16 protein-coding genes are annotated in these 24,355 nt (G+C 68.6%); 3 read left to right on the top strand and 13 right to left on the bottom strand.

Annotation, left to right across the window (positions count from 1 at the left end; all coding sequences use genetic code 11):
- Positions 1 to 6: 6 nt before the first annotated feature.
- The 6 genes from D187_RS49615 to D187_RS07835 form a co-directional block, all read right to left on the bottom strand.
- The gene (locus D187_RS49615; RefSeq protein WP_002628212.1) at positions 7 to 1,689 is read right to left on the bottom strand and encodes a Kelch repeat-containing protein; all 1,683 of its coding nucleotides are present in this window, start codon (positions 1,687 to 1,689) and stop codon (positions 7 to 9) included.
- A gap of 388 nt (positions 1,690 to 2,077) precedes the next feature.
- Positions 2,078 to 3,532: a sigma-54-dependent transcriptional regulator gene (locus D187_RS07855; protein ID WP_002628211.1), complete on the bottom strand. Its 1,455-nt coding sequence runs from the start codon at positions 3,530 to 3,532 to the stop codon at positions 2,078 to 2,080.
- Between the two features lie 8 nt (positions 3,533 to 3,540).
- Positions 3,541 to 5,895 (bottom strand): sensor histidine kinase, encoded by a 2,355-nt coding sequence (locus tag D187_RS58690; RefSeq protein WP_081713612.1) that lies wholly within the window; start codon positions 5,893 to 5,895, stop codon positions 3,541 to 3,543.
- A 29-nt stretch (positions 5,896 to 5,924) separates the two neighbouring features.
- Positions 5,925 to 7,709 carry a S8/S53 family peptidase gene (locus D187_RS07845; protein ID WP_002628208.1) on the bottom strand — a complete coding sequence of 595 codons (1,785 nt, stop codon included), beginning with the start codon at positions 7,707 to 7,709 and terminating at the stop codon, positions 5,925 to 5,927.
- Between the two features lie 17 nt (positions 7,710 to 7,726).
- Positions 7,727 to 8,665, bottom strand: coding sequence for a hypothetical protein (locus D187_RS07840; RefSeq protein ID WP_002628207.1), 939 nt, complete (start codon positions 8,663 to 8,665; stop codon positions 7,727 to 7,729).
- A gap of 12 nt (positions 8,666 to 8,677) precedes the next feature.
- Positions 8,678 to 9,283, bottom strand: a complete 606-nt coding sequence (locus D187_RS07835; RefSeq protein WP_002628206.1) for a hypothetical protein — start codon at positions 9,281 to 9,283, stop codon at positions 8,678 to 8,680.
- Positions 9,284 to 9,511: 228 nt separating this feature from the next.
- Here D187_RS07835 and D187_RS58685 point away from each other — a divergent pair, with 228 nt between their 5' ends.
- Positions 9,512 to 11,410: a caspase family protein gene (locus D187_RS58685; RefSeq protein ID WP_162159630.1), complete on the top strand. Its 1,899-nt coding sequence runs from the start codon at positions 9,512 to 9,514 to the stop codon at positions 11,408 to 11,410.
- 17 nt (positions 11,411 to 11,427) lie between these two features.
- Positions 11,428 to 12,360 (top strand): trypsin-like serine peptidase, encoded by a 933-nt coding sequence (locus D187_RS49605; RefSeq protein WP_002628204.1) that lies wholly within the window; start codon positions 11,428 to 11,430, stop codon positions 12,358 to 12,360.
- A 3-nt stretch (positions 12,361 to 12,363) separates the two neighbouring features.
- On the opposite strand, the gene D187_RS07820 is transcribed toward D187_RS49605, so the two are convergent.
- From D187_RS07820 to D187_RS07810, 3 genes are all read right to left on the bottom strand, one after another.
- A complete protein-coding gene (locus D187_RS07820) occupies positions 12,364 to 17,139 on the bottom strand; it encodes an nSTAND1 domain-containing NTPase (RefSeq protein WP_002628202.1) in 4,776 nt (1,591 codons plus the stop codon).
- Positions 17,140 to 17,235: 96 nt separating this feature from the next.
- Positions 17,236 to 17,595 carry a hypothetical protein gene (locus D187_RS07815; protein ID WP_002628201.1) on the bottom strand — a complete coding sequence of 120 codons (360 nt, stop codon included), beginning with the start codon at positions 17,593 to 17,595 and terminating at the stop codon, positions 17,236 to 17,238.
- A gap of 58 nt (positions 17,596 to 17,653) precedes the next feature.
- Complete coding sequence (locus D187_RS07810; protein WP_245591644.1) at positions 17,654 to 18,277, bottom strand: class I SAM-dependent methyltransferase; 624 nt, start codon at positions 18,275 to 18,277, stop codon at positions 17,654 to 17,656.
- Here D187_RS07810 and D187_RS07805 point away from each other — a divergent pair.
- A complete protein-coding gene (locus D187_RS07805; protein WP_002628197.1) occupies positions 18,276 to 18,626 on the top strand; it encodes a PadR family transcriptional regulator in 351 nt (116 codons plus the stop codon). The two genes, D187_RS07810 and D187_RS07805, sit on opposite strands and share 2 nt — an antisense overlap.
- Here the strand turns inward: D187_RS07805 and D187_RS49600 are convergent.
- The 4 genes from D187_RS49600 to D187_RS49595 all read right to left on the bottom strand — a co-directional run bounded on the left by D187_RS49600 (position 18,623) and on the right by D187_RS49595 (position 24,314).
- Positions 18,623 to 20,866, bottom strand: a complete 2,244-nt coding sequence (locus D187_RS49600) for a PAS domain-containing sensor histidine kinase (protein ID WP_002628195.1) — start codon at positions 20,864 to 20,866, stop codon at positions 18,623 to 18,625. The genes D187_RS07805 and D187_RS49600 overlap by 4 nt on opposite strands.
- Positions 20,867 to 20,913: 47 nt before the next feature.
- Positions 20,914 to 22,167: a serine/threonine-protein kinase gene (locus tag D187_RS07795; protein ID WP_020917858.1), complete on the bottom strand. Its 1,254-nt coding sequence runs from the start codon at positions 22,165 to 22,167 to the stop codon at positions 20,914 to 20,916.
- Positions 22,168 to 22,238: 71 nt separating this feature from the next.
- Complete coding sequence (locus D187_RS07790) at positions 22,239 to 22,529, bottom strand: hypothetical protein (protein ID WP_002628192.1); 291 nt, start codon at positions 22,527 to 22,529, stop codon at positions 22,239 to 22,241.
- 222 nt (positions 22,530 to 22,751) lie between these two features.
- Positions 22,752 to 24,314: a GAF domain-containing sensor histidine kinase gene (locus D187_RS49595; RefSeq protein ID WP_002628190.1), complete on the bottom strand. Its 1,563-nt coding sequence runs from the start codon at positions 24,312 to 24,314 to the stop codon at positions 22,752 to 22,754.
- Positions 24,315 to 24,355 lie beyond the last annotated feature (41 nt).

The following is a 24,355-nucleotide window of genomic DNA, read 5'->3' as shown; positions in this document are numbered from 1 at the left end:
TGGGCGTCAGCGATTGGCCGGAAAGTACAGGTCGACCGAGGACTGGTCCTCGTTGCTGACTCCGCCGGCGATCAGCACCCGCTCGGGTCCAGACAGCAGCGTGGCGGTGGTCCCCCACCGGCTCACGCTCGAGCAACCGGCGGACTTCCAGACTCCCGAGTGGGCATCGAACAGCTCCGCGAGGGACAGGATTCCCTCCCTGTCGTTGTACCCCCCCACGACGAACACCTGACCGCCAGGCAGCAGCAACGCGGTGTGATGGCGACGCGCCCTCAACATGTCCCCCGTGGCCGTCCAGGTTCCGAGCGAGGGATCATACAACTCGGACGTCTGGCTGTTTTCATGGGACTCGGCCCCACCCGTGATGAGCACCCGGCCGTCCGGCAGCACCGTCGCGGTGTGATCGCCGCGTGCGACCGCCATGTCCCTGGTCCTCGTCCAGGTTCCGAGCGTGGGCTCATACAACTCGGCGGAGGCGAGCCGCTTGCCGCTGGCATCGCGGCCACCCGTGACGAGCACCCGGCCGTCGTGCAGCAGGGTGGACGTATGGGTCTGCCGCGCCGTGGTCATGGGGTGGGTGGGTGACCACTGATGGGTGGTGGATTCATACAGCTCGGCCGAGTCGCGAACGGCGCCAGAGTCGGTGTCACCGCCGCCCGTGACGAGCACCCGGCCATCGGGAAGCAGCGTGGCGGAGTGATCCTGCCGCGCTGAATTCATGGGCGCGCCAGGCATCCACCACCGGGTGGTGGGGTCGTACAACTGTGTGAAGCTTCCCGGTTGGCTTCCATCGCCGCCAGCCATGAGCACCTGTCCGTCGGGAAGCCGCGTGGTGGTGTGGTGGCGTTGATCGGCCCGGGCCTTCGCTCCAGGAGACCAGGTCCCCAGCAGCGGATCATACAATTCAGTGGATTTGTTGAATCCCCCGGACACGAGCACCTGGCCATCCTCGAGGAGGGTGGCGGTATGTCCGATTCGGGGTCCACTCAGGCTTCCCGTGGAGACCCATCGGCCCGCGTACTCCATGCACGCTCCGTCGTTGACGACCACGAGGGAGACCGTCGCGGTGTTCCCATGGGTCGTGGAGTCGAGGGCCCGGAAGGTGAAGGAGTCCGCTCCCGTGAAGCCGGTCTCGGGAGTGTAGAGCACCCTGGCTCCGGTCTGTCGCAGGGTCCCATGGCCAGGGCTCTTGACGAGCGCGTAGGTCAGCTCCTCTCCATCCGCATCCGTGGCCGACAGCGTGATGGCTTTGGATCCGTTCTTCTCAACCCAGGCCAGATGATAGTGGGCAACGGGGGGGACGTTGATGACCTGGAGGTGAACCGTCGCGACAGAATCCTGGGAGACGCCATCACTCGCCCGGTAGGTAAAGGAATCGCTGCCCGCGAAACCGGGATGGGGGAGGTAGATCACCGATGCGCCGTTCTGCTCCAGTCCGCCGGAGGCTGGTCCCGTGACGATGGCGTAGTCGAGGGGGCCTCCCTCCGTGCCACTCGCGGAGAGGGTGACCGTCGCCGGAGTGTTCTTCCGGGTGGAAATCCACTGCTCTTCGGCGACGAGCGCGGATGCTCGCATGGGCGCATGCTTCGCGGAGGTGTGGACCGCCAGGGATGCGGGAGGGCGCTTCCTGGGCTCGCCTTCACACGCGGTGACGAAGACCGCGAGCGAAAGAAGCGTGATGCGATACATGAAGACTCCTGCCGTGATGTTTGAAGAGCGTTTCCGCTCCGCGCGTGGACGAATCCCCAGGTGCCCGGGAACCTTGCCGCACAGGCGCTGACGTGGATTCCCACCGGGCAGGAGGGTGCCCCCCCTTGAGCAACACCCTCCTGCCCGTAGGAAACAAAATGCCTGGCCCGTCCGCTCGTGATGTGGCCTTGCGTGGTGTGGCGTACGTCCAGCTCCCGAGGGAGCCGTGTGGGATGGTTAGCAATTCGCGCGCCAACACCCCCGCCAAGGCCCTTTCAGCGGAACACCTGCTTGGAAATCACTCCCACCCTGGACGATTCCGACCAGGAGGTGGAGGGTGATGGACGAAATCGTCCACGGCCTTCGCGAAGCAGGTGCGCCCGAGGTGCTACGAATCCTCCTCGTCCTCTTCCTCCGAGGGCGAGTCCTTGCCTCCCTTGGCGAGCTTCTTGAGGTAGCGCTCCACGAACTTGCGGCTGCGGCCGAGCACCTTGCCGGCCTCCGTGTTGTTGCCCCGGGCCTGCTCCACGGCCGCGAGGACGATGGCCTTGGTGATGGCGTCGAGCCTGTCCTTCACCGGAAGTGCCAGGAGCTTGCGCACCATCTGCCCCAGTTCATCGGAGAGCGCGCCTCCCAGCGAGAACTCGGACTCCAGCGGCAGGTAGAGTTCGAGGGTGTCCACGTCGATGCTCTCGGATTCCGCGAGGATGGCCAGCCGGGTGATGGCGTTGCGCAGCTCACGCACGTTGCCCGGCCAGGGCCGCCGGCTGAGCTGCTCGATGGCCCGCTGGGTGAACTGCATGGGCCGGTGCTGCCGGGCGGCGAAGTGCTGGACGAGCGCCGGGATGTCCTCGCGATGATCCGACAGCGGCGGCACGAGGATGCGCAGCACGTTGAGCCGGTGGAAGAGATCCTCCCGGAAGCGCTTCTCCCGGACCCGCTCCTTGAGGTCGACATGCGTCGCGGCGACGATCCTCCCCTGGAAGAGCTGCTCGCGCGCCGTGGGGCCCACGGGCCGGAAGCGCCGGGTCTCCAGCACGCGCAGCAGCTTCGCCTGGAGCGACAGGCTCAACTCCGCCACCTCGTCCAGGAAGAGCGTGCCCCGCCGCACCAGCGTGAAGTACCCCTCCTTGTCCGTATGGGCGTCCGTGAAGGCACCGCGCACGTGGCCGAAGAGTTGATCCTCGATCAGCGTCTCGGCGAGCGCGCCACAGTTCACGTCGAAGAAGGGATCCGAGGGGTGGGGGCCGAGCTTGTGGATGGCCTGGGCCACCAGCTCCTTTCCCGAGCCCGTGGGTCCATGGATGAGCACCGGAAACAGCTCCTGGCTGTTGGCCGTGGCCACCCGCTGGATCAGCGCGCGCAGGTTCTGGATGGACACCGAGGTGCCCACCAGGCCCAAGGTCGTGTCGGCGGGGCCCCTCGCCCGGAGGTCCAGCAACTCCTCCTTGAGTTCGAGCTTGCGGCGCAGGGCATTGAGGATGATCGAGACCCGTTGCTCGAGCTCCGTCTTGAGCACGTAGTCCTCGGCCCCCAACTTCATGGCCTCGCGGACCTCATGGACCTGGCTGTGCCCGCTCACCACGATGGGCACCGTCTGGTAGCGCTCGCGAAGCTCCTGGATGAGCGTGAGGCCATCCCGGTTGCGGATGTCCTGCGAGAGCTGCAGGTCGATGAACGCGATGTCGATGAGGACTTCCTCCAGGATCTGCCGGGCCTCCTCCAGCGAGCTGGCCCGGTAGGGGACGGCGTTCCCGAGGGATTCCAGGAGGTTGGCGAAACTCTTGAGCGCGATGCGCTCGTCATCGACGAGCAAGACCCGCAGTGGCTGTTGTTCGTTCATGGGGATGGTCAAGGCGAAGGCGGAAGGGTCAGACGAAAGAGGGTGCGATCGGACTCTCGTAGGTAGAAGACCTGCCAGCGGAAGTTATGCGCGATGCGTTGGACCACGGTCAGACCGATGCCATGGCCGTCCTGTTTCGTGCTGACGCGGCGATGGGTGAAGAGCACCTGGGCGACCTCCTCCGGGATGCCGGGCCCCGTGTCCCAGACCTCGATGAGCTGTCCTTCCGCGCCCCATCGCGCACGGATGCCCATGGTGCCCTCCTCGGGCGCCGCCTGGGCCGCGTTGCGCAGGAGGTTGCTGAGCAGTTGGACCAGGGAGTCTCCTTCCGCGCGAACGGTCAGCGCGGGGTCGATCTCCACCAGGACGGACAGCCGCTTGCGCTGGATGGACTCCCGGATGAGCTGCAGCGCCCGCTGGGCATGGCCGAGCAGGGGGATCGGACCGACTTCGGGCCGGGGAAGCTGGAGCCGCCGCAGGGAGTCCAGCATCCGCCTCATGCGCTCGACCTCTTCCCTGGCGAAGGAGAGATCCTCCTCCCCGAGCGGTTGGCCGTCGGCGCCCCGCCGGAGCAGATCCTGCAGGAAGCTCAGCGGGTAGACCATCTCGTGGCAGACCTCCTCGCTGAGCGCGCTGAGGGTCAGTTGCTTCTCCAGGTGCGCCGCCCCCACCTCGAGGCGCCGGAGGGACTCCAGCTCCTGGACGGCCTCGGCGTTGTGGAGCGCCAGGGCGCCCAGGCTGGCGAGGGTCTCCAGCAGTTGGAGATCCTCCTGGGTATAGAGGGCGCCCTTGCGCTTGGGGGCGATGAACAGCACGGCCCGCAGTTCTCCCAGCGAGCGCATGGGGATCAGCAGGTGCCGCTCGCGGGGGCTCTGCGCCGTCCAGACATGGGCGCCCCGCGCGAGTTCCTCCAGGGCCTCCGGGGGCAGGTGGGGGAGTTCACGTGGGGCCGAGGGCTCGAGGATCCTGGCCGAGAGGGTGGGCACGGCCTGCATCACCGTCTCCTCCAGGGTCCGCCGGATGGTGGGCGCATCACGCAGGGCCGCCAGCCGATCACTGAGTCTCTCGATGGTGCCGCGGAACGCCAGGGTGGCGGGAAAGAACAGGCGCACCTGCAACTGGTGGGCGAGCACCATCAACGCGGTGAAGAGCGCTCCGCCGATGAGCAGCAGCAGCAGGAGCTGTGTGGGTCCGCTCCGGGTCGCCAGATGGATCAGGTACGTTCCGAGCACGGACAAGAGCAGGGCGCCGAGGACGAGCGGAACCCGCAGCATCCTCGGGGTGAGCACGACCCGGGCCTCCAGGATGTTGTGGCGGATCAGCGCGTAGCCGATGGACAGCGGGAGGACGAGGATGATGAAGGGCAGTGCCAGGTGCCGGATCTCCCTGCCGGTCCACAGGGAGAACACCTGCATGAGCGCGATCAGCAGGGGGGTGGCGACGAGTCCTCCGGAGGCGGTGATCAACTCCGCGCGCTCCAATCCCGTGCCGCGGCGCAGCCGGAGGAGGACGGCGAGGGCCAGCGCGGCGATGCAGGGGGCCAGCAACAGATCGGTGGTATTGCGCACGGGCTCGATGTCCGTTCCCGTGAAGCGCGCGGCCACGAGGCCCAACGCCGTCGCGGCCCCCAGCACTGTCAGCGCGGAGAGCAGGCGGCGCAGGCCCACCGTCCCGCGCGCGGGAGGCGAGGGAAAGGCGTAGGCGAGCCAGAGCGCGCTGAGCATGAGGCCCACCTTCGAGACGGAGAAGAGCGGCGCGAGCCACGCGGTCGTGTGGTAGTCGTAGAAGGACAGCAGGAAGAGGAAGGTCACGGCCGACCACCCCACGAAGGCCCGGCGGGCGGCGGGGCGGCTGCCCAGCGTCAGGACCAACCCGCCGGACCAGAGCACCATCCAGGCCGCCAGCACGTAGGTGACGAAGAAGAGCAGGATTTCGTCGAAGTCCAGGCAGCCGCCGTCCACGTCCACGGGGAGGGAGTTGCCCCAGGGGTCCTCGAAGCGCAGCGAAACCCTGGCGTCGGAGCAGGTTTCCCCCGCGAGGGCATAGAGTTCCAGGGGGGAGCTCAGTGGCCCGTGTGTGGAGAGGGATTTTTCATTCACGGCCACCAACCGGTGGCGCGCCAGCGGGAGGGGCTCGGTGGACGGCCACGGGTGGCCTCCGATCGATGTCCGTGGATCCCACGAGGGCAGCAGCACCAGGGAATAGAAGTGATAGGCGTCCACCATCAGGGAAGGGAAGGGCCTTCCCCGGGTGCTCCAGGCCCCGTGAGCCGCGAGCCCCGTGAGCACGAGCGCGAGGACTCCCGGTATGAGCAGCCACGGGCCGCCCTGGTGTCGTCCTCGCGAACTCGGTGCTGGACTCATTCTCGCTCCTGGGTAGAGACGGGTGGAGTCTAGCCGGACGCCCCCGATGGAAAGGCGAGGGCTTTGGCGAGGAACCGCGCGATGGTCTGGGACGGTGTGGCCTCCAACCGACGCATCAGGGTGTAGAGCCAGCGCGACGCCTCGCTGGTGGGGACTTCCGGAGGGGATTGTTCGAGTGCCTCACCCAGCACCTCCAACACGTGGAGGCACCGGTCCTTCAGGGCACCATGGTCGATTCCGTCCACGGGCCACGTCGCGAGGCCGCCGTGCCGCCGCAGGGCACACAGGTGGCGCGCGAGCCAGAAGAGCGCGTCCCGCAGCGGGCTGTCACGCAGGACGAGGGGGACGAAACAACCCCGCAGGGACAGGTAGCGTCGGAGCAGGGGTTCATGGGGCGCACCGCTCCACGAGGAGGCCTCCCAGCTCCGGGCGGCCTCCTGATTCCTTTCCACTTCGGCGGGGGAGCCTGGAACGGACGCAGGCGTGCGCGTGGCCAGCAAGGCGAAGCAGACGGGATCCGCGGCGGCCAGACAGGCCCCCAGGGCATCGAGCCGTCCATGGCCCAGCTTGAAGTTGTGCCCGCCCTGGTCCCAGTCATTGAAGTGATGGGCCTCCAGGCCCGTGGCCGAGGGGTTCTCCTCTGGAGGGGTTTTCACGGCGGTCGCTCGCAGGAGCTGGCGGAACTCGGTGAGACGCAGCCCTGGATGGGTGGCGACCATGCGAGCGGCGGTGCCAGCCACCAGTGCCGCGGCGAGGCTCGAGTCGTCCGCCGCCCCGATGGCCGGAAACGTGACGAGCTCCCCGGGCGCGCACAGCTCGACGGAGGGCCCCAGGCGCCCGAGGGGCGTGCCATGAAGCCGGTACCAGCCACCCCCGAGGCCGCAGGCCGCCACGGGAATGACCCAGGGCTGCGCGTTGAAGTCGTCGCTCGCGAGCACCGCGCTGTCTCCGTGAACATCGCGGTTCTGATCGATGCGCCCCGTGCAACACACGATGAGCGCGCCCCGTCCGCCCCGGCCACTCCGGGCGCACCCACGAAGGATGGCGCGCAGGTGGGCGGGAACACCCCAACCGCCATGGGCCATGGCCACCAGGACGACATCCGCTCCCCATTCCCCCACCGCCCGGGCCAGTGCCGCCGCCAGGTCGGTGACATGGAGGAACGAGTCATGGGCGAGGGGAATCTCGAACAAGCCCAGGCGTACGCCGGGCGCCACCGCCTCGACCGCCGCGGCCATCACCACGCCATGGCCCGCCACGCTCCGCGAGGGCTCCGGTGGCTGAGGACTCCGGGGAAACCACGACCCCCGTTCCGAGGTGGCGTGAAGGAGGGAGGTTTCATCCAGGCCGCGCAGCACGTCCCATCCGCCGCAATCCGTGTCGATGACGGCCACCCGCACCGGGGCACCCGCATGGCCATCCCAGTGCCGGGCGGGGAGGTGCGGTGAGGCAAACCCGAGGGAATGCAGCAGGGCCTCGACGGAGAGCCGGGGGCGGGGCACACCGAACTCGGGTTGCTCCAGCTCCGGGGCGGGAGAGCCCGGGACGGGAGTCGACTCGCCCGTGTAGCGCTCGTCCATCCAGACCCGGCTGTCCACGCCGATGTAGCCCACCCCGGACGCGGGATGACCCCGCCCGCGGCAGAGCAGGGGTTGGATGAAGCGCGCGGGCAGCGCCCCCTCGTCGACGGAGGGAGACACATACAGTCGCTCCTCGCCCACGGAGGGAAAGGGCACCCAGCTCGCGGGAACGGGCAGCGGACGGCCGTCCGCCCCGGGCAGCGGCGAGACGATCGAGAAGTCCAGATAGGACAATTCCTCGCGTGAGGGGACTACATCGAGCTGACGGAGGAGCTGGTACCCACGGTGTTGTCGTGGGTAGGCCCGGCCACGGAGAGACATACGGCCTCCAATGAGGATGCGATGACCATTCCCGCGAGGTTGTCCTCGGGGCGGATGCGCCGCGCGCGAATCCCTTCCAACTCCCGCGCGCGGTGGGACAGCCAGTGGGCGAAGTGCCCGAATCCCCCGTGCGCCGCCGCGGCTCCGGCGGCTCTCGTCAACAGGGCTCCAGCGCTGAAGAGCGCGGGGGGTGGAAAACCCAGCGCGGTGGGAAGGCTCACGCCATGGACGGCTTCGTCCTCGGCGCTGTCCGCCGCGTCGTCCACGCACTGCATGCCCACCGCGAGCAGGAAGAAGGCGCGCCGGAAGTGTGGACTCCGGTGCGACTCCCCCCGCTGGTGCAACAGACACTCGCTGGCCAGTCCCGCCCACCCGAGCTTGAGCAGGATGGAGCGGCCATAGCGCGCGAGGCGGAGCGTCCGGCGGGCCAGCGCCGCCTGCTCGAGCCCGACGCCCAGGCGCCAGGCCCTGATGCTCCGCTCGATGGACTCCACCCGGGGGCCCGTGCCGCCCTCGGCTTCGGCGAGGCTCCGCCGCCAGTACGCCAGGAAATGGGCCGCCAGGTGCTCCCGCTCGGGCGTGGCGGCGGCCTGGTGGTCCGCCAGGCGATCCACCAGCACGTTGTAGAAACACGCGCCGTGGTGGGCCCTCCGAAACGCCTCGAGCGCGGGCTCGGAGGGAGCGTGCTCGGAGGACAGGGCGAAGAGGGGCAGATCCCTGCTGGGCGGGAGCTGGAAGACGTCCGCCCAGCCCATGTCGGGCGTGTGGGCGAGTCCCAGCTCGAACAGCAGCCCCCGCGCCGGATCGCGAAGCTCCAGGGGGAGCTGGGCCACTACCCCCTGGTAGGTGGAGTCAATCGTGGCGTTCATGGCGGCGCGGTCTCACCAGCTCGCGGTGAGATCCTCCCAGGGCGCGATATGGGCGAAGGCGGGCTCATCCACGAGCAGCTCCTTGAAGCAGCGCAGCTGCGGCTCGCTCAGCCGCACGGGCCGCCCGACGAGCCGGGACAGCTCCTGCTCCAGCGTGTCGCCGCTGCCGGGCGTGCCCGGCTCGTAGAGGGCGGCGGCGGCCTGGACCGCCTTGAACCGCTTCATGAGGCCGCCGTCTGGTTTGAGAAGCGCCAGGTAGATGTCATACAGGCTCGAGGCGGAGACCATCTCCTTCACTTCTTCGTGTCGCACCTGGTTGCTCCAGGGCGACAGCGTGGCGAGCTCCGGCAGCTCCGCGAGGCGCTTGAATGCGTGGCGTTGAGGCTCGCTCAGCCGCACCTCCCGCCCGAGGAGCTGGGACAGGCATTGCTCCAGCGCGCCGTCTCCGCCAGGGGCGGCGTCCGGAGTGGCCGCGGCGATGCCCAGCTTCTGGATGCGATTGCCGCCAGGGCCACGAGGACTCAGCAATTGAAGGTAGAGATCGGCGAACGCCACGTTGAAAGGATTCCCCCGCGTCGAGCGCGAGGAGACGGCGGACAGGGTTGGATTGAGAGTCATATGAGAAGCCTCGATGAGATGCCTGGGTGGATGACGACGTGCCAGTGATGGCGTGGGGAGGCATGAGCAACCGCCGTGCCGCTCGCGCGGGCTCCCCCGCGAACCCGTCGTCCCTGCTTCCCTGGGCCGGCCCTCCCATGGCCCATGGACCCACCCGGCGAGGGGCTCCTCCTGGTTTCCACGCGATGGACGAAAACGACCACGGCGGCGTGTGTTCGCACGAGAGGCATGGATGCTTTCATCCCTCGGTGGACGCTCCTGCCCACACTCGAGGCATGGGGTTTGCTGGCAGGCCCGGCGATGCGTGGACAGGCCCTCATCCTCGGATGCCAGACCTATGGACTGACCGGCGTGTTGGGAGACGCGCGGCGGGTCGCGGAGGCGCTCGGTGCGCTCGGCTTCGACGTCACCATGTGCATGGGAGAAGAGGCGACGCGCGAGCGCATCCTCCAGCTCTACCGCCACCTCATCGCCCGGTGTGCTCCGGACGAGGCGGCCTTCGTCTATTACGCGGGGCACGGGGCCTGGGCTCCCGAGCCGGGCTCCGGCGTCCAGTTCATCGTGCCGGCGGACTTCGCGCTCTCCACGGAAGAGGACTTCCGTGGCATCACCGCCCTCGAGCTGTCGGCGCTATTGGAGGAGCTGACGTCGAGGACACGCAACGTGACCGTCGTGCTCGACTGTTGCTTCGCGTCGCGCATGTTCCGGGGCGTGGACCTGGTGCCGAGGGCGCTCCCCGTGGTGCCGCTGCCCGTCGTGTGCGCGCACCTGAAGCGGCTCCAGGCCCAGGGTCAGGCGCTGGGGGGCCGCCACATCGAGAGCAACCCGCATGCGGTGCGGCTGGTGGCCGCGGCGCTCGACGAACAGGCCTACGAGTACACCAACGCGCGAGGCGTGCGCACCGGGTTGCTGACCGATGCCTTCCTCGAGGTGCTCGACGAGGCGCGCGGGCTCCGGGTGTCCTGGGGTCAGCTCGGCCGGCGCATCCGGGAGCGGGTCCTCGCCCGTTGTCCCCAGCAACGGCCCGAGCTCGAGGGCCCCGAGCGGCGATTGTTGTTCCAGCTCGAGGAGCTCGAGCACGAGTCCTCCCTCGCCTACTACCCCGAGCGCGGCCACCACTGGCTGCGGGGAGGGCGTCTGCACGGGGTGCGGGAGGGCGATGAATACGCCGTCATGCCGCTGGGCGCCAACGGTCCGGACGAGGCCCGTGCCCTGGCGTTCGCTCGGGTCCTCGAGGTGCGGGGCGGTTCCAGCCGGGTGGCGCTGGAGCGCAGGGACTCGGCTCTCGTCCCCACGGGGGCTCCCGCCTTCCCGCGCCGCTCCCAGCAACCCCGGCGCGCCGTGGTGTTGGAGGGCTCATGGGACGCCCATGCGCCACTTCTTTCCCGCCTGCGGGAAGCACTTCGGACCTCGTTCTTCGTCCGTCAGGCGTCCATGGAGGAGCGAGCGCCCGTGCTCGCCCACGTCCGGCTCGGCGAGCGAGGCGTGGACGTTCTTGACTCGGGGCTGGACGGAATCGTCCATCCCCTGCCGCTCACCCCCTCCAGCGTCCCGGGGGTGCTCCACGTCCTGGAGGTCCTGGCCCGGGCCCAGGCGCTGCGCGAGCTCGGCGATGGCGGCGATTCGGAGCGCTTCACGCAGTGGCTCGAACTCGAGTGGGGTCGGGTGTCCGCTCGCCGTGCCTTCCCGCTTCCCACGACGGGGGCCAGCCTGCACGCGGGAGAGCGCGTCTATGTCCGCCTCCGCGCTCGTGGCCACGCCCGCCTCCACGTCTCGGTCCTCGACGTGGGCGTCGGGGGGGCCATCTCCTTGCTGAATGCCTCGCAGCCCTCGGGGATGGTGCTGGGGAGCGGCCGGGTGGAGACCCTGGGCGCCGGGCCGGATGGGACGCTCGTGGGCCTGGAGCTCGAATGGCCCGAGTCCACGCCCCGTCAGGACGCGCGCCCCGAGTCCCTCGTGGTCATCGCCTCGGAGTTTCCCGTGGATCTGCGCCTGCTCGGCACTTCCCACTCCCGGCTCACCCGAGCACCGCCGGTCTCCCTGGAACAGTTGATGCAGAGTGGCGGTCGGGACCGGTACGCGGTGAAGCACATCCGGTTCTGGTTGGACCCCCGTCCACTGCCTTGAGAGGAAACAGCGCGCGCATGGATGAGATGACTTCGCTCCGGCACCGGTTGGAGCGCGCCCTGGGAGGCAGGGCCATCGAGGAGCTCTGGCCGGGGCCTCGGGCGCTCGTTGGCTTCGAGGCCGCGGTCGCGTTGAGTGTGGACCGGGTGGTGGCCCGGAGGGCGCTCGACAAGCTTCGCGTCGGCAGCCGGCTGTTGCCCGTCGAGTCCGAGGTACTGGAGGTGGCCATCCGCATGGCGCGGCCGGCCCTGCGCATCGAGCGGGGGCGCTTGCCGCTCCATTCCTCGCTGGAGATGGACGAGGCGGTCCGGGCCGTGCTCGTGGCGCAACTGCCGGGGATCGCCTCGCTCGGCTGGCGCTGGGGCATTCCCCTGGCGACGGCGTTCCAGGTGGCCCCCCGGGTGTTGGTGACCAGCGCCCACGTGGCGGACAAGCTGGAGCAGGAGCGCGAGGACCTGGCGCGAGGGCACTTCGTCGCCCGCTTCGACGCGGATGAGCGGAACGCGGAGCGCACCGTGTCGATCAGGGGCGTTCTCGCGCGTCACCCCTCGGAGGACGTGGCCCTGTTGGAGATGGAAGCCGAGGGGCCGCTGGACGGGGGCTTGCGGCTGGCGCGACGACCCGCGGACTCGCGCGCCCGGCGGGTGCTCGGGGTGGGCTATCCGCTCTTCAGCGATGGCAACCCGCCTTGGATGGACGCGCTCTTCGAGAATGTCTACGGCGTGATGCGGGCCTCGCCGGGGGAACTGGTGGGAGCCGAGGGCGAGCGGTTGTTCCACGACTGCACGACCCTGTCGGGCAACTCGGGCTCACCCCTGTTCGACTTGAGCACGGGGCTGGTTATCGGCGTCCACGCCTCGGGGAAGTTCGCCTGGCGCAATACCGCCGTGAGCACGCGAACCCTCCACGCCAACGACTCCCTCCGGGCCCGGGTCTCCCGTTGGGACTGAGCCTCACGGCAGCCGCCCATGCGAGCGCTCACAGCGCTCGTATTCCTCTTGTGCCTGGGTGGGCGTCTCGAGGAGGTTCTGTTCGCGCTCGGGAGCGGTGAGACACACGGTGGTCATCTTCTGGAGTTCCTCGGTCAGGGTATCGGGATCAAGCGGCCAGACGCGGAACATGTCATTGGAGAAGGTGACGAGGCGTGTGCCATTCCGCATGAGGAGCGCACCTGGGGTCGAGTCATTGTTGAAGATCAAGGGCGTAGTCTGTTTGTCGATTGGCCACAGGCGGGCGGTGCCATCACCGGAGGTGGTGATGATCCGGGTGCCATCGGGGGAGAAGTCCGCGGAGAACACCTCACGCAGATGCCCTGGATAGCGATCCAACTCTCCTCCGGTGTCGGCACGCCAGAGGATGGCAGTGCGGTCGTCCGACGCGGTGAGAACTCGAGAACCATCGCTACTGAAGACCGCGGAGTTCACTTCGCCCGTGTGTCCTGGAAGGACAATGGACTTGTCTGGCTCATGGACACGCCAGATGCGGGCCGTCCGATTGGTGGATGCGATGAGGATCCGGGAGCCGTCGGGGCTGAAGACAGCGGAGTTCACCTGGCCTTGATGACCCGAGAAGACAACGGGAGATCCTGAACGACTGGTGGGCCAGAGGCGGACGACGTTATCCTCGGAAATGATGAGGACGTGGGTGCCATCCGGGCTGAAAATGGCGGGGGGGTGATCTTCGCCTGGGCTAGGAAAGACGAAGGAGGTCGCCTCGCCGTTGGCGCGCCAGAGGCGAGCGGTGCTGCTGGACACGGTGAGGATATGCGTGCCATCCGGGCTGAAAATAGCGGAGGTGAGCGCCTGTCGAGAGTGCTGGAAGACGAGGGGTGTTCCCGTTCCATCGGTGCGCCAGAGGCGGGCACTTCCATCGTCCGAGGCCGTGAGGAGCTGGGTCCCGTCGGGGCTGAAGACAGCGCTGTTCACCAGCGCCTTATGGTCCGGCAAGACGGCGAGTCGTTTCTTGTCCTCGATGCGCCAGATCTCAGCGGTGTTGTTGGTGGCGATGACGATGAGGGATCCATCGGGACTGGGTGTGGCGGCAGGCCAGCTATTGGTCTCGACGTCGAAAAAGGGTGGAGGGGGATCGCCATGAATGCGCCAGAGGCGGGCAGTGCCGTCGTCCGACGCGGTGAGGACCTGGGTTCCATTCGGGCTGAAGGTGGCGATCTTCACCGGGCGCGTATGTCCCAAGAAGATGATGGATGTTCCCGTGCCATCCGCGCGCCTGAGGCGGGCGGTGCTGTCGTCCGACGCGGTGAGGACATAGGCCCCATCCGGGCTGAAGGCCGCGAAGTTCACCGCGCTTGTATGGCCATCGAGGATGTCGGGCTCCTCGGAATTCCCGACGAGGTAGCGGTGGGCGGTGCCGTCGTCCGACGCGGTGAGGACATAGGCTCCATCCGGACTGAAAGTCGCGAAGTTCACCTTGTCCTCTTGTGCCTTGAAACGGGACTTCAGGGAGCCATTGATGCGCCAGAGGTGGGCGTCTCCTTGCGCGGAGGCCGTGAGGATCGAGGAGCCATCGGGACTGAAGGTGGCTATCTTGCTGTTGCCTTTTAGGATGAGTGGCGGACCCACGCCGTTGGCGTTCCAGAGGTAGGCGGTGTGATCGCCAGCGCGGGTGAGGATATGGCGCTCGTCAGGACTGAAGCTCGCGGAGTCTGCTCCATAGAAATGACCTCTGAAGACGACGGGCTGTCCCGTGCCGTCAATCCGCCAGAGGCGCGCCGTGCCATCCATGCCCTCGGTCGAGGCGGAGAGGATGCGCGAGCCATCGGAACTGAAGACCGCGGATTCCACCGAGTCACCATGGCGCCAGACTCTGACGGGCGTTCTCGCGTCATCGGCTCGCCAGAGACGGACGATGCCATCGTCCGACGCGGTGAGGATGTGTGATTCATCGGGGCTGAAGACCGCAGAGTTCACGCTCTCTTCATTGGCCGAAAAGACGATGGGAGTCCCAGTGCCATCGGCCCGCCAGAGGCGGGCGGTGCCATCAGCGGATGCGGTGAGGACGCGGGTGCCATCGGCGCTGAACCGGGCCGAGTAGATTTCCGCGCTGTGTCCAGTGAGGATGGCGCTGCTGATGGCGTGCTGACTGGTGTCCAGCGCGGTCTGCATCCATTCGCTGTCCGGAAACTCCTTCCGGGTATTCATCGCCAGGAGAACCAGCATCGCCCTGGTGGGATCCGTCGGCAGGAGACTCCGCGCATGCGGTATCTGTGCGCTGAGCAGGGCCAGGTTCTTCTGCCGGAGTGACTCCCGGGCGTTGTCCTCGGCGATTCGTTGTTGGCGTTGTGCTTCCCGGGCGTTGTTCGTCGCCCTGTCGGCCTGGAAGAGGGCCGCCACGGTGAGCGTGACGAGCAGGGTGGCCACCGTGAGCACGAGCGTGGAGCGGAGGGTGCGCAGGGCGCGCCGACGCCGCGCGCTGGCGTGGAGGAACCCGCTCTCGGCGGCGTTGAAGTCCAGCAGCTCGGTGGAGGTGCCGCCGGGGGGAACGACGGGCAGGGCCAGGAGGCGTCCGGCGCCGCGTGGGAGCCCTGGCGGCAGACCGAGTTGATCCAGGCGCGCATCCGCCCAGAGGAAGTCATGGGACTGGTGGTGGCGGTGCCATTCGGCGGCGGCATGAGAGACCCGGCGCAGCAGGAGCAACTCGCGCTGGGCGTGGCGGGCCCAGTCATGGAGCCGGGGCCAGGAGGAGAGCAGGGCATCGTGAGCGGGCTCGACGCAGGGCCCCTCCTCATCGCTGGCCACCACCAGGCGGCAGGTCTCCAGGGTGTGGAGGACCCGCTGGACGCGGGAATTCTCCTCCGGGAGGGGATACTCCAGCTCGGCGCGAGGCACCCTGCGGCGCGCCAGCTCTCCTCCCTCGGGGGACACCATGCGCAGCAGCACGTTGTGCAACGTGCGCTGGAATGCGGGGAGTTCCCACGGGCTCATGGGCGGCGACGACATGTCCGCCTCGGCCGTGGACGGGACGGTTCCGTGGAAGATGAGCTCGGCCCGGCGTTGGAGGGCCCCCGCGATGCCTCCCATCTGGCGGTAGTCCTCGAAGGACAGGGTGCGGTCGTCCCGGCCACTGACGAGGTAGGCGTCGAACAGCTCGCTGAGCGCCACGGAGAGCAGGGGCAGCGCGCCGGGCATCTGCTCGACGTCATCCAGCAGGCGCTCGATGAGGCCCGCATCGAAGAAGAGCACACAGGTCTCCGCGGGCTTCTCGATGCAGCGGCGCAGCTCGTCGCGATTCATGAGCGGGAGCTGGAAGCGCCCGTCATGCCAGCGCTCGGGGGAGAGGCCCGTGGGCAGGAGCCGGGAGATGAAGTGAGGCTCGAAGTCGGAGCGCAGCAGCAGCAACAGGTGGAGGCGTGGGTGCGAGAGTTGGAGCAGACAGGACAGCGCTCGGAGAAAGGCCAGACGCGCCGAGTCGTCGAGGCAGGCGGTGACCAGTTCCTCGAGCGGATCGACCACGAGGACGACGGAGCGGAGGGGGTCGCGCAAGAGCCAGGCGCGCAGCAGGTCGGCGGCGCGATGGGGTTGAGTGGAGAGGTCGTCGGCCGAGGGAGAGGTGACGTCGGGAGCCAGCGCGGCGAGCCAGGAGGACAACGCCTGGAGGGGCTGGGCCGAGGGGCGCAGGGAGGGAGGGGTGTACCAGGAGCCGTTCTCGCCCAGGCGGGGGAGGAGCCCCGCGTGGACGATGCTGGACTTACCTGCGCCGGAAGGGCCGCACAGCAGGAGCAGGGCTTGGGAGCGCAGGCGGGTCAGCAGGGTGTCGACGAGGCGCTCCCGGCCGAAGAACAGGTGGCGGTGGGCCGAGGCGAAGGGCCGCAAGCCGAGATAGGGGTTGGCGTGCTGGGAGAGCGGCGCGGCGGGGGGGAGCGCGGGGAAGGTGTCCGCGAGGAGGAAGAGGAACTCGCCCCCGTCGTGCCAGTCCAGATTCCACAGGGCCGGGGTCTGTGAGGCGTGGGGCGGGAGCTGCTGAAGGAGGCGGTCGCGCAGGAAGGTGTAGAGCTCGGTGGAGGTGAGCAGTCCGTCCCGATTGGTGTCGGCGGGGGAGGGAGAGCGAATCGCCTCGAGGAAGGCCAGGGCGAAGGGGGAGTGGAGGCCATCGCCGAGCGATTCCTGGGAGGGCTTCGCCAGGAGCCTGTCCGAGGCCAGCTCATCGTGAGCGGTGGAGAGCAGGAGCTGGAAGGAGCGGCGGGAGGAGAAGTGGCGGAAGCGCTCGAGGAAGAGGGGGGCGGAAGGTGACGGGGCGCGGATGTCTCGCGAGAAGGAATGGGGAAAGGCCCCCGCGAAGCAGCAATCGAGGATGAGCAGGAGGTGGCCGCAGGGGAGCTGGCGCAGCGCCTCGTGAAGGGCGGCCATGGGCCAGTAGGACGAAGGCTCGTCGCGGCGCGCGTCGGAGGGCAGCAGGTAGCCGGCGAGGTGAAGCCGGGGATCCGTGTGCGCCAGGCCATGTCCGGCGAAGTAGATCAGGAGCCGGTCGGGCGGAGGCTGGAGGGACGGGAGCTGGTGGGAGAATAGGTGGGTGAGCGAGGCGAGGGAGGCCTCGGCATCGAGGAGCCGCAGGATCTCGAAGCCCTGGAGCCGCAAGGTCTCCGCGACCGTGTGGGCGTCGCGCACGGCATTGAGGAGCGGGGGAATGCCGTGCGCGTAGTCATCGATGCCGATGACGATGGCCAGGCTGCGAGCGAAGCCGGGCGGAGAACTCTCGGAATCAGGGTGGCCCATTCACGTGCACCATGAACAGAGGGCACCCCGGCATCCCGAGGCCCCGTACTGTCCGTGAAGCGGTGGCCTATCAGTCCTCGAGTCGGGAGTCCCGGCTCACACTCCCTGGGCGGCGGGAGCCTTCATGGCCGCGTGCACCTTCTGGCGGAACGCCTGCCGGCGCTGCTTGAACTGGTCCTTCTGCTCCGGGGTGAGCTGGCCTCCATTGGCCTCGCGCTGCGCGCGCGCTTCCTCGCGCAACTGCTTCGCCTCGGCGGCGAACTGGTCGGCCTGCTCACGCGTGAGGCGGCCCTCCTCGACGGCGCGGTCGAACCGGTGCTCCATGCGCTTGAAGCCGTGGTGCTTGCGCTCGCCCCGGCATTCCTTGGTAGCGGCGGGCGGCGTCTCGGCGGCGAACACGGGAGCGGCGAACAACAGCGAGGCAACGGCGGCGGACAGGGTGAGCTTCGAGCGCATGGTGCGGACTCCTCGACGGCGGGTTTCTGTCCCTTGAAACCCCCGAGGCCGCCGGAGGTTAAATTCCCCCGGAAACACCCGGCTCCGTCCTCGCCGGCACCTCGTAGAGGTAGACGCGGGTGCGGTACAGGTCCGGAATCACGAGGGTGCGCGAGGGCGTCCAGCCGCGCAGCGCGAAGGTGTTGCTGACGATGAGGGCCCCGGGGGCGAGCTCTTCCCTCAGCTTCGTCGCCAGGCGGCGCATGGCCTCACGGTGCACATAGCAGACGACGGCCGAGGCCCCCGTGAAGGAGGCCTGGAAGAAGTCTCCGCGTACGAAGCGCAGGTTGGGCCGGGGCGCGAGGCGCTGGCGCAGGCGCGCGAAGGCATACGGCAGGGGAGACCACTCGTAGGCCACCACGCTCGCCCGGGGGCAGTGCTCCGCGAGCGCGAAGGCCAGGTTCCCCCAGCCCGCGCCCAATTCCAGGAGCGTGCCCTGCTGGGTCTCGGGGAGGAGGGAGAGCATCTGTCGGCGCACCTTCCCCGTGGTGGGCATGGGGGTGATGCCGATGCGCAGCGAGTAGACGACGATGGACAGCATGGCCCCCAGCAGCAGGGCCAACAGGAGCAGGTAGAGGAGGGTGCCCATCGCGCTCACGGCGTTGCATGCTAGCCGCGCGGGCAGGAGGCGCGCGCGAAACATGCCGACGACGGAAGTGGAGTTGCTGCAGGGGACGCTGGATCTCCTCATCCTGAAGACATTGAGCCTGGGCCCCCGGCACGGTGCCGCCGTGGTGCGCTGGCTCGAGCAGGTGACCGAGGGCGCGCTCGTGGTGGAGGAAGGCTCGCTGTACCCGGCGCTCCACCGCCTGGAGCGCAAGACGTGGGTCTCCTCGGAGTGGGGCGTCTCGGAGCACAACCGCCGCGTCCGCTTCTACGCCCTCACCCCCGAGGGCCGCGAGCAGTTGCTCGCGCAGATGGAGGACTTCCGGCGCCTGGTGCGGCTCGTCACGCGCGTGCTCGTCCAGTCACCCGCGACCGCCCCGCGTTAACCGCGGGCCTCCTCGGTGCGCGCGGCGGGCAGCCGGATGATGAAGGTGCTGCCCTTGCCGGGCTCGCTCTGCACGTCGATGCGGCCCTGGTGGCGCGTGATGATGCCGTAGCTCACCGACAGCCCCAGGCCCGTGCCCTGTCCGCGCGGCTTCGTGGTGAAGAAGGGCGTGAAGAGCTTGGAGAGCGTCTCCGCGCTCATGCCCTTGCCCGTGTCGGCGATCTCCACCACTACCTCGCCGCCCTCCTGCCGCGTGCGGATGCGGATCTCCCCCCGCGTCTCGATGGCCTGCGCCGCGTTGACGAGCAGGTTGGTGAACACCTGGGAGATCTGCGTGGGATGACAGCTCACGGGCGGCAGCGGACCGAAGTCCCGCTTCACCTCGCATTTGTACTTGAGCTCGTTCCACACGATCTTCAACGTGGAGGCCAGCTCCTCGTTCACGTCCACCAGTTGCGGCTCGCCCGAGTCCTCCCGCGCGAACGAGCGCAGGCTCTGGACGATCTCCTTGATGCGCCGCGTGCCCGCCAGCGATTCCTCGACGAGCTCGGGCATGTCATCGAGGAGGTAGTCCACGTCCCCCTGCTCCCACAACTCGCGCATGTGTTCGATCAGCTCGGGGGCGACCGGGGCGGCGGGCGCGGCCTCGTGGGCGGAGAGCAGCTCGCGCTGGGCGGCCAGCAGGGGACGGAGCGCGGAGACGTACTGGTCGAGCGTCCCCAGGTTGCTCATCACGTAGCTCACCGGGTTGTTGATTTCATGCGCGACGCCCGCGGCCATCTGCCCGAGCGAGGCCATCTTCTCCGTCTGGATGAGCTGGGCCTGCTGCTCCTCGAGCTCCAGGGTGGCGCGCAGGAGCTTCTCGCTGCGGTTGCGCACCATTTCCTCCAGGCTGTCGCGGTGGCGCCGCAGCTCCTCCTCCTGCTGGCGCAGGCGCTCCTCGGTCTGCTTGCGCTCGGTGATGTTGCGCACGATGGCCAGGACCTCGTCCGGGCCGCTGCGCATCAGCCGCATCTCGTAATACATGCGGCCCTGGGGGCGCTCCATCGGGTACTCGACGACCTCCGCGGTTCCTTCACGGATGGCGCGGCCCAGTTGCAGGAAGAGCTTGTCGAGGTACACGGGCGCCAGGGGCAGCTGGCGCATGTTCAAGCCGATGATGCGATCGACGGGGACGGCGAGATCCGTCTGGTGGGTGATGTAGTGGTCCCGGTAGGTGCCATCCGCGCCAATGCGGAAGACGAGATCCGGCAGCATGTCCACCAGGGCGCGCAGGCGCTCCTCGCCGTGCTTGCGCACGGTGATGTCCACGTTGGTGCCCACCAGCCTCAAGGTACGGCTCTGCGCGTCTCGCGCCACCACGGTGACGCGGGTCATCACCCAGCGCCACCCGCCATCCCGATGCCGCAGGCGCTGCTCCCACTCCATGGCGTTGAGGTCTTGCCGCTGACGCTTCTCGAGCGCCTCGGTGTAGCGGGCCGCGTCGTCGGGATGGCACAGGCTCAGCCACGTCTGGAGGGTCGGCTCCAGCTCACCCCGGGCATAGCCGAGCATGCCCAGCCACCGGTGGTTGGCGAAGATCTCGTAGGTGTCCAGGTCCAGCACCCAGACGCCATCCTCCATGTTGTCCATCACCAGGCGCAGGTTCTCCGCGCTTTCCTGTTGCTGCTGGCGCAGCACCCTCTCGGCCTCGCTGCGACGCTGCTCGTGACGCTCTCCCAGCAGCAGCGCGCCGCAGGCGACGAGGAAGGGCTGGAGGAAGTCGTTGAGCCTGGCCTCGTAGCCACCCGGCCGGCCGGCGAGGCCCACCGCCCCCAAGCGGAGTCCCTCCACGTCCAGGGGCAGCACGCACCGCGTGCCCGTGCTCTCGGCCGGGAGGGGCTCGGTGGAGGCGCAGAAGGTTTCCACGCGCGTGCGCAGCTCCTGGCCAGGGGCCTCCTCGCCCCGCGCGTCGGCGGGAAGGCTCACGAGGCAGCGCGATCCCCGCGCGCGGTCCGTGGCCGGCGACGTCTCGACGAGACACCCGGAGGTGCTGCCCGTGGCCTCCATCACCACCGCGAGCAGCCGTTGCAGCGCCTCACGGGGATTGCCGCCGCGGATGAGGGTGGATTGGATCTCCACGATCTTGCGCAGCAACTGGTGGCTGGCGCGCAGCAGATCATCGGGGGGCTGGGGAGGATCCGGCGGCAGACCGGACCGGTCCCGGGAGCCCGAAGTGGGGTCTGGGGAGAGGGAAGGCATGGCGCGGGACCTTGGAGCGGAAGGAGAGAGAACCTGTCGGGTGTGTATCAGCCGAACAGCAGGGCGAGGAAATGGAACAGGCCCGCCCATACCAGGGTCGCGACCAGTCCAGCCACGGCCAGGAAGACGCGGGGGTGGGTTTCCACCGTGCGCAGGGCCTCATGCAGCCCCCGCTTGGTGAAGGTGCGCGGGCATTTCACGTGAATGCGTCCATCCATGAGCCCACGCAACTCCTGGATCATCGTATCGACGGACTGGTAACGCTCGGCCGGGTCCTTGGCGAGCCCCTTGTGGATGAACCAGATGAATTCCGCGGGCACGGGGGCCTGGTGGGACTGGCGGGCGCCGTGCTGGAACACGGAGGGGCGCTGGTTCTGCACACCCTCGAGCACCTCGGCTACCGACTTGCGGTCGTGCAGGTAGTGGCGCAGGAAGAGGAACTCGTGAAACAGCACACACAGGCTGTACGTGTCGCTGCGGACGTCGACCGCGTCGTGCTGGCCCCGGGCCTGCTCGGGCGACATGTAGAGCGGGGTGCCCATGATGGAGCCCTGTTGCGTGCGCCGCGCGATGTCTTCCTCGGGGCGCCGGGTGGAGGACCCGGGCGAGGCGGGGCTCGTCGCGGAGGCGGACTCGAGGCGCCGCGCCAGGCCCCAGTCCAGCACGGTGACCTCGCCAAAGGGCCCCACCATGATGTTGGCGGGCTTGAGGTCGCGGTGGATGAAGCCCTTGCGGTGCGCGTACGCCAGGGCATTGAGCACGCCGAGGAAGATCTGCAGCCGGACGGGATAGGTGAAGCGCTCGTGCGTGGCGGCGTCTCCCTCGCGCAGCTTCTCGATGATGGCCTCGAGCGTCTCCCCCTGCAGGTGCTTCATCAGGAAGTAGTAGCGGCCCCTGGCATCGACGCCGACGTCGTGCACCGGAACGATGTTCGGATGATCCAACTGCCCGACGGTGCGGATCTCCTCCACGAAGCGCAGCACGTGGCCGGGCTCGGCCGCCTCCGGCAGGCGTTTGAGTGCCACCGTGCGCTCGATGTCGTGATCCTTGAGGAGGATCACCTCGCCCATGCCGCCCTGGCCCAGCTCGCTGAGCTCCTCGAAGCGCTCGCGCTCCTGGGGCCGCACGTGGGGTTGCGCGTCCCTCCATTCCACATGGGGCAGCACCGTGGTGCGCAGCGAGGTGGTGAGCGGAGGGGACGCGGGCGATGCACTCCTGGGTGCGTTCCCGGACGACGAGCCCGGTGAGATCAGCGTGGCATCCACGGCGCCATCTGGAGCGTACAGGAGCGTGTCCGTCATGTTTCTTCTGAATAGCAGAAGCCCGACCTTCATGCCCGGCCGCCTGCTTCAGGGGCTGCCCGCCAGGCGGCCTAGAAGGCGGGGAACATGAGCGAGCGTCCCGCCTCGAAGCTCGGCTCCTTCTGCAGGTGCTCCAGCACCAGCGAGGTGCAGTGCAGCGTCACCAGGGGAATGCTGCCCGCCTCGCTCACCCACTTCACCGCGTCCATCAATTGATGGGTGTGGAGGTAGCTCAGCACGGAGTCCCGGAACTGGGAGCCCTCGGCACACGCCGCCGCGTGGGCCGCGCTCCGGTCTCGCCGGGAGGCGGGGCGCTCACACACGGTCTCTTCTCGGGGCATGACGATGGTCTCAATCCACATGCGCGCCTCTGTTCCTCGGGGGGTTGCCGCGGGCGTCGACAGATTATCGCCTGGAGGTCATTTCGGGTTGTGCTCCCGCTTCATTTTTCTCACGCACCATGTGAGGCGCCAGGGGGAGACGTCGTCCAATGGGTGGTAGGTGTCAGTCCATGGCCGGAAAAGGAGGACCAGCCGTGGCCGGCTTCGGGGGAAATAGCGCCGCTCGAGTGTTGCTGGCCGAACTCAGGCGTCCCGGGCGATGGGGAGGCGGACGGTGAAGGTGCTGCCGCGGCCGGGCTGGCTTTGCGCCTCGATGCGGCCCATGTGGCGCGCGATGATGTCGGCGCTGATGGACAGACCCAGCCCCGCGCCCTTGCCGGGCGCCTTGGTGGTGAAGAAGGGGGTGAAGGCCTGGGCGAGCACCTCGGGGGTCATTCCATGGCCCGTGTCGGAGATGCGCACGAGCACCTCGTCCCCTTCGTGCCGCGTGGAGACCTCGATGATGCCCTGCTCGGGCAGGGCCTGGACGGCGTTGAGCAGCAGGTGGGTGAACACCTGGTTGAGCTGGGCGGGGCGGCCGAGGATGGGGGGGATGGGCTGTTGGTAGTCGCAGCGCACCTCGCTGCGGTACTTGAGCTGGTTCCACACCACCTTGAGCGTGGTGGCCAGCTCCCGGTTCACGTCCACCAGTTCCTGCAGTCCGGAGTCCTCGCGCACGAAGGCCTTCAGGCTGCGCACGATGTCCGCCACGCGGTTGGCGCCCTCGCGCGAGTCCTGGAGCAGATCGTTCACGTCGCCCAGCAGGTAGTCCAGGTCCTCCTGCTCCTGGTAGGCCCGGATGCGCGAGAGCAGCTCCGCTTGCGGCGGTGACAACCCGGGGCTCGCGGCCTCGGCGAGCTCCCGGTAGCGGGCGATGAGCTCGGTGAAGACCGCGAGGTACTGGGTGAGCGTGGCCAGGTTGCTGGTGATGTAGCCCAGCGGGTTGTTGATTTCGTGGGCGATGCCGGCCACGAGCTGCCCGAGCAGGGCCATGCGCTCGGCGTGCAGCAGCTGCGCCTGGCGCTCCTCCAGGGCCACCGTGGTGTACAGCAGCGACTCGGTGCGCTGGTTGACCAGCACCTCCAGCTGATCCCGGTGGCTCTGCAGCTCCTCCTCCTGACGCCGCAGCAGCGCCTCGTCGCGGTGCCGCCGTTGTTCTCCGCGCCACCCCAGCAGGAGGCTGCAACAGGTGGTGACGAAGGGGTGCAAGCGCTCGATGTGCTCGGGAGTGTAGTCGTCGGTGGTGTTGGCGATGACCACCATGCCCACCACGTCGTCGCCCGACTTGCAGGGCAGCGCCAGGAGCGTCCTGGCCGGGAAGAGATGGAGCAGCAGGGGCTCGCCATGGGGCGCCGCTTGCTGTGCGTTGAGCAGCAACGGCTCCCCCGTGGTGAGCAGGGGGGCGAGGGGCTCCGAGACCGCGCCTGGCCCCAGGTCCAGGGGAAGAGGCCCCTCGCGTGGCTCGTGCGCCACCTGGGCCCAGGGCAGATGGGCGAAGGCGTGAAGCCGCAGCGAGGCGGGCGCCTCCGGCGAGTGGATCACCTCGGCGATGAAGCCGGACTCGCTCTGGGTGAGATCGAGCAGCAGCCCGAGCAGTCTGTCGAACAGCCGTTGGAGATTCTCGCCCCGGGCGAAGTCCAGGTGGGCCTCGCTGAGGGCCTCGAGCAGACGGTGACTCATGTCGAGCGCCTGCTGCGCGGTGGGCGTGCGCGAGCGGGGACGACCCGGGGCTGTTTCTGTGCGGCGACCCGACGCGGCTTTGTTCATCGTCCTCTCATGCTAACGCGTCCGGGTGGGGGCTTCGCTCC

The sequence above is a fragment of the Cystobacter fuscus DSM 2262 genome, from assembly GCF_000335475.2.
Lineage (GTDB): Bacteria > Myxococcota > Myxococcia > Myxococcales > Myxococcaceae > Cystobacter > Cystobacter fuscus.
Note: the sequence above shows the minus strand (reverse complement) of the source record. Positions and strands in the feature narration are given on the sequence as shown.